We start from the raw sequence: 13,721 nt of genomic DNA, 5'->3' as shown, positions 1-13,721 counted from the left end.
CCTAGAGCTGGCGCCGCCAGCGATTCTCGATGGTGTCGAGTTCCGCCGGGCCGTATAGCGCCTGGGGGTGGCCGCCGTAGTGCGCCCATAGCTGGTCACCGAAGTCGAAGTGCCACCATTCGCTGGGCAGGTTGGTGAAGCCCTGGGCGGCCATGGTGTGGTAGAGCAGGCGGCGATTGTCGCGGACCTCACGTTCGGTCGCGCTGGGGGCCTCCTTGGCTTCGTAGAAGGCCGTGTGGGAGGCCGGTATCGCCTCGTCGAACAGCGTACCCATGGGCAGCGGCAGGCCGTCTTCATCGCACAAGGTCACGTCGACCGCGCCACCGCTCAAGTGCGGACTGGGGCCGGTCGGGCTGGTGCTCGGCTCTGCGACGAACTCCCGGGTGCGCTCGAGCAGTTCATCTTCGGCGATATCGGGGTGATTACCGCGAATCGCTTCCATCAAGGTCTCGAACAGGTACTGCTGGACCCGCCAGGGGCGCCAGCCGTCGAGCACGATCAAACCAACGCCCTGGGGCAGCGAGCGTGCCGCGGCGAGCACCCGGCGGTAGACGCCTTCGCGCACATAGCACTCGTTGATCGCCCCGGGGATGCCGAGGCGGGCGTAGGCCGGAAATACCTTTACCGGCGCCGGTGCCAGGCTCATCGGCACCAGCGGCTCGTCGAGCCCCTGGATGGCAATCTGGCGTAGCTGCGACCAGGCCGGTTCCGACGCGAGGGGGATCGGTGTGTGGCGCGGATCGCGGCAGGCATCACGAGAAGAGCGATCTTGGGTCATGGTTGCCTCATCCCAGGGTGGTCGGGAGCCACAGGGTCAGTGACGGCACCAGGATCAGTGCCACCAGGACCAGCAGGGCGATGACCACGAAGGGCCAGATGGTGCGAAACAGCGCGGTGATCTCCAGCCGGCTGACGGCGGCGGCGACAAAGACGCAGGCACCCATGGGCGGCGTGATCAGCGCGATGGTGATATTGAGGGTGATGATGATGCCCAGATGGACCGGGTCGATACCCGCCATCATTGCCACCGGGGCAAAGATCGGCGTCAGCAGCATCAGTGCCGAGACTTCCTCCATGAACATGCCGGTGATGAAGGTGATCAGGCTCAGCAGCAGCAGGATGACCACCGGGTTGTCGACGTAGGGGGTCAGCAGTTCGACGAACTGGTTGGGTACCTGGGCGTAGGACAACAGCCAGCTCACCGTGCTGGAAGCGGCCATGATCACGAAGATCGCCGCCGTCAGGCGGGTGGTGTCCACGCAGGCCCGCCACAGCCCGGCCAGGCTCAGGTTGCCGGCAAGCACGCCGTAGAGCGCCACATAGGCGACGGTCAGCGCGCCCGACTCGGTCGGCGTGACCAGGCCCATGACGATGCCGGCGACGATCAGGAAGGGCGCCATCAGCGCGGGCAGCGCCCCCAGGGCGGCGATGCCCAGCTGGCGCGCCCCGGGCCAGCCATCGCCCCTGGGCAGGCCCTTGCGCCTGGCGTAGACGGCGTTCATGCCCATGAAGGCGGCGCCCAGCAGCAGCCCGGGGATGACGCCTGCCAGAAACAGGTCACCCACCGAGGTATTGGTCAGAGAGGCGTACAGAATCATGAAGATGCTGGGAGGGATGATCGGCCCGATCAGCGAGCTGCCGGCGGTGAGGCCGGCGGCAAAGGCGGTGGAGTAGCCTTCCTTGCGCATGGCCGGTACCAGCAGCGAGCCCAGCGCCGAGGTGTCGGCCACCGCCGAGCCGTTGACGCCAGCGAAGAACACGCTGGAGACCACATTGACGTGGCCCATGCCGCCACGCAGGTGGCCCACCAGCAGGCGCGCCAGGGCCATCAGCCGGTCGGTCAGTTTCGAGGCGTTCATCAGGTTGCCGGCGAGGATGAACAGCGGGATGGCCATCAGCGAGAAGGCGTCGATGCCGCCGAAGAACTGCTGGGGCATCATGCGCGGGATCATCGACAGGTCGACGAAGGCAAAACCGACCACCGCGGTGGCCAGCAGCGAGATGAACAGTGGCAGGCCGAGCAGCACATGGATGATAAACACCGCCAGCATGGCGAGGGTCATGAGTGCGGCTCCTCGGTGTCCAGGGTGGGCAGCGGGTGAGGCCCGTGGCACAGCGCCATCAGCGCCAGCAGGGCGAACCCGATAGGCACGGACATCACCGGTACCGCGCGGCTGATGCCAAGCCCCTGGCTCTGGAAGATGGCCACCGACTGGGCGTACTGGAAGCTGAACCAGGCACCGCCGATGGCCAGCACCAGGGTCAACAGCCACTGGTACCAGGACAGCAGCCTGCTGGCCAGGCGCGGAATCAGCCGCTCGATCAGGGCGACACGCATATGGCCGCCCTCGATCCAGACGCTGCCAAGCGCCAGCATCACCGCGCCGATGATCAGGTAGCGGGCCAGCTCATCGGTCCAGATCGGCGCGCCGCCGGCCAGGTAGCGCGCGAGCACGCCGTAGAGCATGGCGAGCAAGTCGATCACCAGCAGGGCGCTGGCGACCCATAGCGATAGTCGCCGCAGGGCCATCAGCGGCGGAGAGTGGGCAAGTGACCAGGACATGGGCAAAGGCTTCCACGGCAGGGGTGAAGATCGGCGGAGCGCCCTCGGGCAGCATCCAATCGAGGATTATCCGGAGATTGAGGCTTTCCAGCGACCGGGCTTTAGTGAAAAGTCCCAGTTTAGAGGGGCTCAAGGCAGCCGCGCTCTGGGCAGCGCCTGGTCGACGGGTATGGCCACCAGGCGCTTGCTTGGGCTGTCTGGCTCAGGCCCGCCAGGGCCTGAGCACGGTCTAGCGGTTATTCGCTGCTGAGCTCGACGCCAGCGTCATCCAGGGCCATGTCGATGTAGCGCTGCTCGATGTTCTGATCCTTGAGCCACTCCAGATAGGCCGGCTGGCCCTGCTGGCGGAAGGCCTCGAGCTGGTCGGCGCTGGGACGGATGACCTCCATGCCCTGCTCCTCGAGGTAGGTGATGCGCTCGTCGACCTTGGCCTGGTTGTGCTCACGAGCCAGCTGGTTGGCCTCGGCCACCGCCTCGCGGAAGGCCGCCTGGGTCTCTTCATCCCAGCCGTTGATCATGCTGGCGTTGCCCACCAGGAACTGGTCGGAGTACTGGATGTTGGCCAGCGTCAGGTAGTCCTGCACCTCGTACAGGCTGCCCAGGATGATGTACATCGGCGGGTTCATCTGGCCGTCGGCGACGCCGGTCTTCAGCGCCATGTAGACCTCGGTCCAGGGGATCGGGGTGCCGGAGGCGCCAAAGGCTTCGTACAGGGCCACCTGACTCGGGTCCATGGCGCGGAAGCGCAGGCCCTCGAAGTCGGCCGGCTCGGCGATCGGTGTCTTGTCGTTGGTGAAGGCCAGGAAGCCGCCTTCCTCGACCACCGCCAGCAGCTCAAGTCCGGCGCGGCCCTCGAGATCGTCCTTCACCGCCTGCCAGTAGGCGCCTTCGTCGAAGAAGGTGCGGGCGTCATCGAAATCCTTGAACAGGAAGGGGATGGCGCTGACGAATACCTCGGGAACGATCGGCGACATGCCGGCGAAGGAGGCGATGTTCAGGCTCGGCGAGGCCATGGTCTGCTCCATGCGCTCCTGCTCTTCACCCAGCATGCTGTTGGGGTAGAGCTTGAGCTCGAGCTCACCGCCGGTCTTTTCTTCCACCAGTTCCTTGAGGTTGGTGGCGAAGACGTGGACGGCGTTCTTGTCCGGATCCGGGGCGCCGTTGTAGCTCAGGTTGACGGTGGTGGCGGCCAGCGCCGAAGCGGCCGACAGGCTCAGCGCCGCAGCGGTGGACAGGGCGGCGACCAGGGGAAGGGGACGAAACAGGCTCATGGGACTCTCCGGTGTTGTCGTGTTGTTGTAAAACGGCATCGTTGCAAGTCGATATCGAGACTAGGCGTTGTCGCGTTGACTAATCAAACCCTATGGCGTTGATCTTCAGGCAACGCCTCAGTAGCGGCAAGCTGCCTTGACGCGAGGGGCGTCATCCTGAAAGAAGCGCATGCCTCGTCTGAGATGGGACAGGCACGCCTCGGCGGCCACCGAGAGCGGTCGATCCTGGCGGCTGACGATCTGGGCGCGGGCACCATTGAGCACCGGATGGGCCAGCGGCAACACCCGGATCAGCCCCTGCTCGATATCGTCGGCAACGGTCAGTTCCGGTATGAAGGTGACACCGATCCCGGAGCGCACGAAGTTCTTCAGCACCGCCACCGAATTGGTGTGCAGCCGTGAGGTCAGATGCAGGCGCTCCTGGTGGGCCACCTGATCGACCATCTGGCGCATGCCGAAGGGGTTGTCCATCAGCGCCAGCGGCCAGTCGCTGATCTCGTAGAGGGTCAGCGGCGTCTGGCGCCGCGTCAGCGGGTGGTCGGCGGGTACGATCAGGTCCAGCGGGTGGCGGCGCTCGACATGGCAGTGCAGCGTCGGGTCCACCGGTGGGGCATAAAGCAGCGCCAGGTCCACCTCGCGATCGCGGATCAGGGCCATGGCCTCGTTGACGCCGGCCATCACCACCACGATGTCGATGCCCGGGTGGGCGGTCATGAAGGTCTGCAGCGGGGCGTTGATCAGATCGGCGATGAAGCCTTCGCCCACCGCCAGACGGACCTCCCCGCTGTTCAGGCTCTGCAGGGCGTTGAGCCGCGACAGGGTGGCGCTTTCGGCGTCGCACTGGGCGCGATGGTGGTCGACCAGCAGGCGCCCGGCTTCGGTCAGCGAGACGCCGTCGGGGTGGCGGGTCAGCAGGGGCGTCGCCAGCTCTTCTTCCTGGCGCCGGATCAATCGGCTGATGGCCGAAACGTCCACATTGAGGTGGACGGCGGCGGCGCGCAGCGAGCCACGGCGCTGCACTTCACACAGATAGGCCAGGGCACGGCCGTTGAGCATCGGAATTCCTTGGTCGTGGTGGGGCGGTGTCTGTCATTGTCCTGCAAGTGGCTTGGCGGCGCAGGCGGAGAGTGGCAGACTCATCAGGCCCAAAAGGCATAGATCAATAACCATAACGCAAAAAAGGAATCTCACGGATGCGATCGTTTTCCCGCCCCCTGCTGCTTGGCGCCCTGATCGGGCTCTCCGCCCTTGCTTCCACCACCGTTCAGGCGGATGAGCCACTCAAGCTGGGGGTGGATATCCCGTTCGAGCCCTTCGAGTATCGTCTTCCCGATGGCACCCTTGCCGGTTTCGAGGTGGAACTCGGGGAAGAGGTGTGCCGGCGCATCCAGCGCCAGTGCGAGTGGGTCGAGCAGAGCTGGGACGGCATCATCCCGGGGCTGATGGCGCGCAAGTACGACGCCATCATGTCATCGATGGCGATCACCGAGGAGCGCAGACAGCAGGTGCTGTTCTCCGAACCCTACTACTCCAACCCCAGCGTGTGGGTGACCCTGCGCGACCAGCAGATCGACCCCGACGATCGTGACAGCCTCGAAGGCCTGACGGTGGGTGTACAGCGCGGCACCATCCGCGATCGCTTCATCACCGACACCTATGGCGACATCATGGAGGTTCGTCGCTACGCCACCGCCGAGGACCTGGCGCTGGACGTCAAGACCGGACGCCTGGACAGCGCCTTCATGTACTACCCGCTGGCGCTGGCCAATCTGCAGGTGGACGAGGCCGACAGCGAGGTGGTGGTCAGCTCCGAGTTGATCCGTGAGCCCAAGTCGTACTTCGGCCATGGTGTGGCGGTGGCCTTCCGTCCCCGCGACAAGGAGCTCGCCGAGCAGTTCAACCAGGCCCTGGCCGAGATCAAGGAAGACGGCACCTACGACGAGCTGATGCACAAGTACGTGGACTACGACATCAAGATCTGAGGATGGTCTGGCCTGGCCGGACCCTCGCCAGGCCCAGTAAGCGATTTTGCTACCGGTAGTTGGAACACGAAAAGGGCGGCCATTGGCCGCCCTTTTTGTTGCGCTAGCTGGGCTTATGTCGCTGCCAGAGGCGTATCCGGGTCCGCGCGGTGCTTCAGGCCCCGGTCTCGGCCTTGGCGCCGGGCTCGAGTATCTCCCGGGCCAGGTTGCGTCCGGCCTGGGTCAGGTGCAGACGCTCGCCCTCCTGGACGACCAGATGGCGCTGGCGCGAGCGCTCCACCACCCGCTCGGCACGGGCGGGGTCCCACATCAGGTGATCACGCAGCGCCATGGTGACGTTTTCTACCGCCTTCTCCGGGCCGTCCTCGTGGTGATAGAGGTGCACCATCAGGGTACGGCTCTCGTTCAGCTCGCGCTGGCGGCGACGTTCGAGCCATTGAGCGAAGACGCCGTAGCGCGGGCCGAGGAGGAAGGCCAGGGCGAGGAAGACGCCGGTCATCACCGCCATCATGCCGCCGATGGAGACGTCCCAGGCCACCGCCAGATAGTAGCCCGAGACGCTGGAGGCGGCGGCGATCAGCGAGGCGTAGACGAAGATCTTCCACAGCCGGTCGGTGAGCAGGTAGGCCGCCGAGGGCGGCACGATGACAAAGGCCACGAACAGCACCGCGCCCACAGCGTCGAAGGCGGCCACCGCGGTGCCGCTGGTCAACAGCAGCAGCGCATAGAACAGCGCGGTCGGCGCGAAGCCCAGCGCCTTGGCCAGGGCGCTGTCGAAGGTGGCGAGCTTCAGCTCCTTGTAGAAGGCCGCTACGAAGGCCAGGTTCAGCGCCGTCATGGCGCCCATGGAGACCAGCGCCCGGGGCACCTCGACACCGCCGATAGGCAGGGTGTCGAGCCACACGAAGCCGATCTCGCCGAGCAGCACGGTGTGGGCATCGATGTGCACGTCGCTGGCGTAGAGGTTGATCAGCAGGACCCCGAGGGAAAACAGCACCGGGAACACCAGACCGATGGCGGCGTCCTTCTTGACCTTCTGGGTCGACACCAGCAGCTCGGTAAGAAACACCGTGAAGATGCCGGTGAGCGCCGCACCGATGATCTGCAGCGGGCCGCTGGCCTGGTGGGTCAGCAACCACACCACCACGATGCCGAAGACGATGGAGTGTCCGATGGCGTCGGACAGCATGCTGGTGCCGCGCAGTACCAGAAAGGTCCCGACCAGGCTGGAGGCGATGCCGACGAGGGCGCCGACCAGCATGATCATCAGCGGAATATTGTTGAACAGCGATGCCATCATGCGCGGCCTCCCCGGCCCAGGTCATCGAGGATGCGTTCGGCCTCGCGACAGCCTTCCGGCGTCAGTACCCAGCGCTTGTGGTCACCGGGTTCGTGGGACGGCGGGGTCTGCTGGGTGATCAGGCCACGGGCGGTCAAGCGCTCCAGCGCGCGCCGGCTGTCGGTGCCCAGGTAGGCGTCCACCATGCGTTTCTCGGAGCGATACTGGCGATCGGCGTGGTGGCTGGCGAGCTGGTAGAGGGTGGTGAGCACCCTCTGGTGACGTAGCTGGCGCCGATCACGCTGAAGCTTGAGGATTTCCCACACAAAGCCCCGGTGAGGCGCAAACAGCAGCGATACCAGCACCACGCTGGACAGGCTCAGGATGATCAGCGGCCCGGTGGCGAGCCCCGGACCGAGGGCACTGATCAAGGCGCCGGTGACGCCACCGACGATACCGAACAGCGCCGACAGCATGACCATGGTCTCCAGTTTGTTGGCCCACTGACGCGCCGCCACCGCCGGGGCGATGACCATGGCAGCCATTAGCACCACGCCGACCATCTGCAGGCCGACCACCACGGCCAGGGCGATCATCACTGTCATCAAGGCTTCGAGCAGTGTGACCGGCAGGCCCTGGGTGGCAGCGAATTCGGCGTCGAAGGACACCAGCTTGAATTCCTTCCACAGCCCGCCGACCAGCACCAGAGCCACGCCGCTGACGCCGGCCATGATCCACAGGTCGCTGCGCAGGGTGGCGGCGGCCTGGCCGAACAGGAAGGCGTCGAGCCCCCCCTGGGAGGCGTTGCCGGTGCCCTGGATATAGGTCAACAGCACCACCCCTATGGCGAAGAACACGCTGAGCGAGATGCCCAGGGCAGCGTCGGTCTTGAGCCGGCTCATGCGGGTCAGCAGCAGCATCACCAGCGCCGCCAAGGAGCCTGTGAACAGCGCGCCGGCAAGGATGCTGCCCATCTCGCGGCCCCCGGCGATGATGAAGCCCAGGCAGACACCGGGTAGCGCCGCGTGGGACAGGGTATCGCCGAGCAGGCTCTGCTTGCGCAGCACCGCGAAACAGCCGAGCACGCCGCTGACCAGACCCAGCATCGCCGCGCCCATCACCACGTTTTGCAGGGTGTAGTCGCCGAGCAGGGCGTTCAGGCTCATCTCGGCACCTCTTCACGACTTTCCTGCGGGCGCGCCTCGGGTCGCTGGCCGGCGAGCTCGCGCTCGGCGGGAATGGCGCCGGTGACATCGTCGAGCAGGGCGATCTGGCCGCCGTAGGCGCGGCGCAGGTTGTCGGCGGTATAGACGTCGTTGACCGGCCCCTGGGCGATCACTCGCACGTTGAGCATCAGCATCCAGTCGAAGTAGCTGCGCACCGTCTGCAGGTCGTGGTGGACCACGATCACCGTCTTGCCCTGGTCCCGCAGCCTGCGCAGGATGTCGACGATGGCGCGTTCGGTGGTGGCGTCGACGCCTGCCATGGGCTCATCGAGGAAGTAGACGTCGGCCTTCTGGACCAGCGCCCGGGCCAGGAACACCCGCTGCTGCTGGCCGCCGGACAACTGGCTGATCTGGCGATCGGCAAAACCGTCCATGCCGACCATCTCCAGCGCCTGCATGGCCTCGTGTCGTTCGCGGCGGCCGGGCCGCCTGAGCCAGCCCAGCCGGCCGTAGAGGCCCATGCCGACCACGTCCTGTGCGGTGGTGGGGAAATCCCAGTCCACCGTAGAGCGCTGGGGCACGTAGCCGACCCGCCGCCGCGCCTGGCGGTAGGGGCGTCCATGCAGGGTGACGTGGCCGGCGACGCTGGGCACCAGGCCGAGGATGCTCTTGATCAAGGTGCTCTTGCCGGCGCCGTTGGGGCCAACGATGGCGGCCATGACACCGGGCGGTACGTCGAAATCGATGTCCCACAGCACCGGCTTGCCATGGTAGCTGACCGTCAGGTCCTCCACGTGGAGGGCCAGGTCGGGTTCGTGGAGCTGCTCGCTCATGGTGTGGCTCCTGTCGACCTCGCGGTGGCGTTCAAGCGCTGCGGGGCGGTGGTGTTCACTGGTCGGCGTCCTGGCTGGCGGAGGCGATCTGCTCCGCGAGGGCCTCGGGCAAGGGGGCGGGCTGACCGCCCAGGGCGCTGACGATATGCTCGGTGTTGCTCTTGAGCATACCGATGTAGGTGCCCTCCAGGGTGCCCTTGGCGCCCATGGCGTCGGAATAGAGCTGACCGCCGATCTCGACCCGGTGGTCCTGATCGGCGGCGGCGTCGATCACCGCCTGGACGGTGCGCGGATTGATGGTGCTCTCGACGAACATGGCGGGAACGCCACGCTCGACCACCAGCTCGGCCATGCGGCGAATATCGGCCACGCCGGTCTCGGTGGCGGTGGATAGCCCCTGGATGCCGGCCACCTCGATGCTGTAGGCGCGTCCGTAGTAGCCGAAGGCGTCGTGGGCGGTCACCAGGATGCGTTGCTCGGCCGGGATGCTGTCGATGCTGGCCTGAATCCAGTCATCGAGTTCGGCCAGTGACGCCTGGTAGGCCTCGGCGCGCTGCTGCATGGCCTCGGCACAGTGCGGACGCTGCTCTCCCAGCAGTTCAGCGATGACAGGAACGTTCTGGGCCCACAGTCCTGCATCCATCCACAGGTGGGGGTCGACGCCATAGGCGTCCTGGGTGTGGATAAGTTGGTCGTCGCCGACGGCCTGCTCACTTACCGCAGCGGTGGGCTTGATCCGAGAAAATCGATCGAACACCTTGCCGAGCTGGCCCTCCAGTGAAAAGCCGCTGTAGAGGATCAGCTCGGCCTGATCGAGATCGTGCACGTCACGGGCGCTGGCCTGGTACAGGTGGGGATCGATCCCCGGCCCCATCATGGTGTTGACCGCGACGCAGTCGCCGCCCACCTGCTCGACCAGATCACCGAGCATGCCGACAGTGACGACCACATCCAGCGGTGCCTGTGTCTTCGCGGCGTCGGATTGGGCGTGAACCTGGGTGGTGGTCAGAGCGGCCAGCGAGGCCAGGGTCAGCAGGGCCGAAGCCGGGGCTGAACGACGCATGAACAGGGCTCCTCGGGGCAAGAACGACGCGCAAGCAGCACCGAAGTGCTATTTGGCTATCATTTATAGACGTGGCTAAGTTTTGGCGCCTAAGGCCCCTCGCGTCAAGCGTAGAGCGCTAATCGAGGTGATCGAGTCAGGCTATTCGCGCGTTGGAGCGCACCGACAGGCCCTGTCGCCTGGAGGTGGCCGGGGCTGGCAGAGGGCTGGCATAGTGTTGGCAGAGGGGGGCACGGAGCCGGATAAGCCCCGGCGATGGCGTCAGCGTTTCAGAAAGCGTTCGAAGGCGGCCAGGGTCTCGGCGCTGACATGGTGCTCGATGCCTTCGGCATCGACCCGCGCGGTTTCGGGATTGATGCCCAGCTTGATCAGGAAGGCTTCGACGATCTGGTGTCGTTCGCGGCTGGCATCGGCCAGGGCCTTGCCCTTGTCGGTCAGGAAGATGCCGCGGTAGGGGCGCTTGATGATCAGGCCCTCGTCATCGAGACGCTTTAGCATCTTGGCGACGGTGGGCTGGGCGACGCCCAGGCGGCGGGCGATATCGGTCTGGCGCGCTTCACCGCCGTCGGTGATCAGATCCGAGATCAGCTCGACGTAGTCTTCGATCAGTTCGGTGCGGCGGGCGTCTCGTGCCTTGCGAAACCCCTCGACGTGACTTTCCGGGGAAATCAGCGATGCGCGTTCGTCGTGGTTGAGGGGGTCGTTCATGGGGGATGGAGTCGCCTCGGGTCAGGGTGTCCATCTTGCCAATTGGTGGCGGTAATGCAAGTTCAGCAAAGGTGATACCTCACGTAGAGGTGTTCCGCGGGAAGAGGCGTACCCGTGTCGAGACCTTCTCGTATATGCCCAGGCCAGGAAAAACGTCAGCCCTGAAGCAGTGGCATCGCCGATCCACCTACCGGCAGTCGGCGGCGCGACGACAGGGCCAGGAATTGATGGAGAGGAAGGGGCTTCGAGTACAGATAACCCTGGAATGAACGACAGCCCAGCTCCAGCAGCCGCTTTTGCTGCTCCACGGTTTCGACACCCTCGGCGATGACGCCGAGTTGCAGGGTCTGGGCGAGGGCGATGATGGTCTGGGCGATGGGAGCCGCAGTGGGGTCATCGGTCAGATCGCGGACGAAGGCCACATCGATCTTCAGGCTGTCCAGCGGGAGGCGCTTGAGGTAGGCCAGAGAAGAATAGCCGGTACCGAAGTCATCGATGGCAAAGCGCACCCCGAGGGTGCGCAGGTGGGTCAGGGTATCGATGACCGGATAGGCCTCACCCAGCATCAAGGACTCGGTGAGCTCCAGGGTCAGCTGACTCGCAGGTGCTCCGGTATCCGTCAGCGCCCTCTCCACGCCGGTGACGAAGTCGGCGCGCTGGAATTCCCGGGCGCTGACGTTGACCGACAGGGTCCAGGCGCTTCTGTGGGGATCGTGTTGCCAGTCGGCCAGCAGCTCACAGGTCTTGCGCAGCACCCAGTTGCCCAGTTCGACGATCTGGCCGGTGTCCTCGGCCAGGCTGATGAAGGCACTCGGCGAGACCAGCCCCAGCTCCGGATGCTCCCAGCGCAGCAGTACTTCTGCGCCGGTAATCGAGCCCTGGTGATCGACCTGAGGCTGCAGGTACTGGCGCAATTGCTCGCCGACCACCGCGTCCTTGAGCTGTCGCTCGAGCCTGAGTCGAGCATTCAGGCGCTCGACCATGCTGGCTTCAAAGGCGCAAGGACGCTGGGCGGCCTCGCTCTTGCTCTCGAGCAGGGCCAGGCCAGCGCGCTTGAGCAGTTCGCTGACGCCGAGGTCACCGCCACGAAACAACAGGTAGCCGCCGCTGACGCGGCAGCTGTGGCGCTCGCCGGCCAGCGAATAGTCGCCGTTCAAGGATTCCAGTACGCTGCGCGCCTTTTCCCTGGCCTGCCCCATGGCATTCTCCGGGGAGACCGAGAGACCGTCGTAGAGCAGCGCAAATTCATTGCTGCTCAGCCGGGCCAGATCGTTGGCTTGCCTGGCCCAGGGCCTGAGACGGGCCGCCAGCGCCTTGAGCAGGCGATCTCCGGTGGCCTGACCGAGGGCATCATTGATGCCCTTGAAGTTGTCGATATCCACTAGCAGCAACATGATGTGCCTGCCACTGATGTCGCTGGCCAGTTGCAGGGCGTGGATGCGTTCCTGCAGCGAACTGCGATTGGGCAAGGTGGTCAGACCGTCGTGATAGGCCTGGTAACGGATATGCTGCTGGGCGTCATGGTGGGCGGAGGTATCGCTGAGGGTGGCGACAAAATGCCCGCTACCGTCTTCATCGGCGCGTACACGATTGATGCTCAGGCGCGCAGGGAAGCGGCGACCTTGGCGGTGTCGGACCTCGACATCGCCGATCCAGGCGCCATTTTCTCGCAGCGAGCGCAGTACCTGGCTGCGATGCTGATCGAGCCGCAGCAGGGTATTGAGCTTGAGCATCGAGTGGCCCTGGAGGTCGGTATGGGGCACACCGGTCAGGGTCTCGAAGGCGTGGTTGCACATGATCATGCGGGCACGCTGATCCAGCAGTACGACGCCATCGTGCATCGATTCGATGACATCCACCAACTGGCGGCGTGAGACCTGCATGCGCATGGCGCTGTCCTGTAGCCGCCTGTCGACAAGCACCGTGATCAGGGTGGCCACCGCAAACAGAAATGACAGCACGGCGACGGCGGTGGCCAGTAGCGAGCCGTGATGGGCCATTGGTGTTGTCGCCTGCCAGCCTGGGTCCGGCAGAAAGTACACCGCCATCATGGCCGAATAGTGCATGCTGCAGATGGCCAGGGCGGCAAACACCGCGGCCAGCAGGCTGCCCAGGCGAATGCCCTGCACGCGGGGCAAGTGTCTGGACGCATGGAAGCTGTAGATGCTGGCGATACCAAAGGGCAGCGAGATCACCAGTGACAGCAGCAAGGGAATGGGAGCGAAGCGCATGCTGGCAGGCGCTTCCATGGCTGCCATGCCGGTGTAGTGCATGGTGGCGATACCCAGCCCCAGCAGGCATCCCGCGATGATCTTGCGCGTGGTGGACAGTCCTCTGCGAGCCATCGCCGCCACGGCGATCAGGCCGGCGACCACCGCCGGCAGCAATGAAGCCAGGGTCAGCCACAGACCATGATGGGCGGGAAAGGGCAGACGGTAGGCGAGCATGCCGGTGAAGTGCATGCTCCAGATGCCGAGCCCCATCATGGTGCCACCGGCCAGCCACCAGGCCCTGCGTCGATGTTGCCATCGCGCAGAGTGAACGCGTTCGCCGACGGCCATGGCCGAATACACCGATACCAGTGCCACCAGACACGACAGGGCGACGAGCCAGGGCGTGTGTACTCCCTGTATGGCCTGGGCGACCTGCGGGTAGGTAATAAAGATGGGTGGCATGGGTCGGGGTGGGTCCCTTGTAGTAAGGCCTTAAGACAACCTCTTCATTGATTAGCATGACCTGGCGCGTAGAGCAAAGGCTCCTGCCGGGCTGAAGGGCCGCCACGCCAGCGTGATGGATTCGCGTTTGAGTATAGAATTGTCGGTCAATGCTTGCGTGATACAGGACGCTATATTGTTG

Annotated in this window: 12 protein-coding genes; 1 reads left to right on the top strand and 11 read right to left on the bottom strand. The window is 65.2% G+C overall.

Annotated features, from left to right (window positions below; genetic code table 11):
- Position 1: 1 nt before the first annotated feature.
- The 5 genes from NFH97_RS07455 to NFH97_RS07435 form a co-directional block, all read right to left on the bottom strand.
- Positions 2–778 carry a M15 family metallopeptidase gene (locus NFH97_RS07455; protein ID WP_204248955.1) on the bottom strand — a complete coding sequence of 259 codons (777 nt, stop codon included), beginning with the start codon at positions 776–778 and terminating at the stop codon, positions 2–4.
- Between the two features lie 7 nt (positions 779–785).
- A complete protein-coding gene (locus NFH97_RS07450; RefSeq protein WP_045993165.1) occupies positions 786–2,063 on the bottom strand; it encodes a TRAP transporter large permease in 1,278 nt (425 codons plus the stop codon).
- Positions 2,060–2,563 carry a TRAP transporter small permease gene (locus NFH97_RS07445; protein ID WP_045993166.1) on the bottom strand — a complete coding sequence of 168 codons (504 nt, stop codon included), beginning with the start codon at positions 2,561–2,563 and terminating at the stop codon, positions 2,060–2,062. The genes NFH97_RS07450 and NFH97_RS07445 overlap by 4 nt, the downstream gene beginning before the upstream one ends.
- A 236-nt stretch (positions 2,564–2,799) precedes the next feature.
- The gene (gene dctP, locus NFH97_RS07440) at positions 2,800–3,834 is read right to left on the bottom strand and encodes a TRAP transporter substrate-binding protein DctP (protein ID WP_045993167.1); all 1,035 of its coding nucleotides are present in this window, start codon (positions 3,832–3,834) and stop codon (positions 2,800–2,802) included.
- A gap of 117 nt (positions 3,835–3,951) precedes the next feature.
- Entirely contained in the window at positions 3,952–4,890 is a 939-nt protein-coding gene (locus NFH97_RS07435; RefSeq protein ID WP_349624625.1) for a LysR family transcriptional regulator, read from the bottom strand.
- A 137-nt stretch (positions 4,891–5,027) separates the two neighbouring features.
- Here NFH97_RS07435 and NFH97_RS07430 point away from each other — a divergent pair, with 137 nt between their 5' ends.
- Positions 5,028–5,816: a transporter substrate-binding domain-containing protein gene (locus NFH97_RS07430; RefSeq protein ID WP_045993169.1), complete on the top strand. Its 789-nt coding sequence runs from the start codon at positions 5,028–5,030 to the stop codon at positions 5,814–5,816.
- A gap of 154 nt (positions 5,817–5,970) precedes the next feature.
- Here the strand turns inward: NFH97_RS07430 and NFH97_RS07425 are convergent, their stop codons facing one another.
- From NFH97_RS07425 to NFH97_RS07400, 6 genes are all read right to left on the bottom strand, one after another.
- Positions 5,971–7,116 carry a metal ABC transporter permease gene (locus NFH97_RS07425; RefSeq protein ID WP_045993170.1) on the bottom strand — a complete coding sequence of 382 codons (1,146 nt, stop codon included), beginning with the start codon at positions 7,114–7,116 and terminating at the stop codon, positions 5,971–5,973.
- Positions 7,113–8,261: a metal ABC transporter permease gene (locus NFH97_RS07420; RefSeq protein WP_045993171.1), complete on the bottom strand. Its 1,149-nt coding sequence runs from the start codon at positions 8,259–8,261 to the stop codon at positions 7,113–7,115. Before NFH97_RS07420 ends, NFH97_RS07425 begins: the two co-directional genes overlap by 4 nt.
- On the bottom strand, positions 8,258–9,094 hold the full coding sequence (locus tag NFH97_RS07415; protein WP_045993172.1) for a metal ABC transporter ATP-binding protein: 837 nt from the start codon (positions 9,092–9,094) through the stop codon (positions 8,258–8,260). The genes NFH97_RS07420 and NFH97_RS07415 overlap by 4 nt, the downstream gene beginning before the upstream one ends.
- Positions 9,095–9,149: 55 nt before the next feature.
- Entirely contained in the window at positions 9,150–10,157 is a 1,008-nt protein-coding gene (locus NFH97_RS07410; RefSeq protein ID WP_349624624.1) for a metal ABC transporter solute-binding protein, Zn/Mn family, read from the bottom strand.
- A gap of 261 nt (positions 10,158–10,418) precedes the next feature.
- Entirely contained in the window at positions 10,419–10,865 is a 447-nt protein-coding gene (gene mntR / locus NFH97_RS07405) for a manganese-binding transcriptional regulator MntR (RefSeq protein WP_045993173.1), read from the bottom strand.
- A 155-nt stretch (positions 10,866–11,020) separates the two neighbouring features.
- On the bottom strand, positions 11,021–13,540 hold the full coding sequence (locus NFH97_RS07400) for a bifunctional diguanylate cyclase/phosphodiesterase (RefSeq protein ID WP_349624623.1): 2,520 nt from the start codon (positions 13,538–13,540) through the stop codon (positions 11,021–11,023).
- Positions 13,541–13,721 lie beyond the last annotated feature (181 nt).

It is taken from the genome of Halomonas sp. SCS19, from assembly GCF_040147015.1.
Taxonomy (GTDB): domain Bacteria; phylum Pseudomonadota; class Gammaproteobacteria; order Pseudomonadales; family Halomonadaceae; genus Halomonas; species Halomonas litopenaei.
The sequence above is the reverse complement of the archived record's forward strand: the minus strand, read 5'-3'. Positions and strand labels throughout refer to the sequence as shown.

Coding starts and splice junctions, on each gene's coding strand:
- NFH97_RS07455 (WP_204248955.1), bottom strand. CDS start 778: ATGACCCAAGATCGCTCTTCTCGTGATGCCTGCCGCGATCCGCGCCAC.
- NFH97_RS07450 (WP_045993165.1), bottom strand. CDS start 2,063: ATGACCCTCGCCATGCTGGCGGTGTTTATCATCCATGTGCTGCTCGGC.
- NFH97_RS07445 (WP_045993166.1), bottom strand. CDS start 2,563: ATGTCCTGGTCACTTGCCCACTCTCCGCCGCTGATGGCCCTGCGGCGA.
- dctP (WP_045993167.1), bottom strand. CDS start 3,834: ATGAGCCTGTTTCGTCCCCTTCCCCTGGTCGCCGCCCTGTCCACCGCT.
- NFH97_RS07435 (WP_349624625.1), bottom strand. CDS start 4,890: ATGCTCAACGGCCGTGCCCTGGCCTATCTGTGTGAAGTGCAGCGCCGT.
- NFH97_RS07430 (WP_045993169.1), top strand. CDS start 5,028: ATGCGATCGTTTTCCCGCCCCCTGCTGCTTGGCGCCCTGATCGGGCTC.
- NFH97_RS07425 (WP_045993170.1), bottom strand. CDS start 7,116: ATGATGGCATCGCTGTTCAACAATATTCCGCTGATGATCATGCTGGTC.
- NFH97_RS07420 (WP_045993171.1), bottom strand. CDS start 8,261: ATGAGCCTGAACGCCCTGCTCGGCGACTACACCCTGCAAAACGTGGTG.
- NFH97_RS07415 (WP_045993172.1), bottom strand. CDS start 9,094: ATGAGCGAGCAGCTCCACGAACCCGACCTGGCCCTCCACGTGGAGGAC.
- NFH97_RS07410 (WP_349624624.1), bottom strand. CDS start 10,157: ATGCGTCGTTCAGCCCCGGCTTCGGCCCTGCTGACCCTGGCCTCGCTG.
- mntR (WP_045993173.1), bottom strand. CDS start 10,865: ATGAACGACCCCCTCAACCACGACGAACGCGCATCGCTGATTTCCCCG.
- NFH97_RS07400 (WP_349624623.1), bottom strand. CDS start 13,540: ATGCCACCCATCTTTATTACCTACCCGCAGGTCGCCCAGGCCATACAG.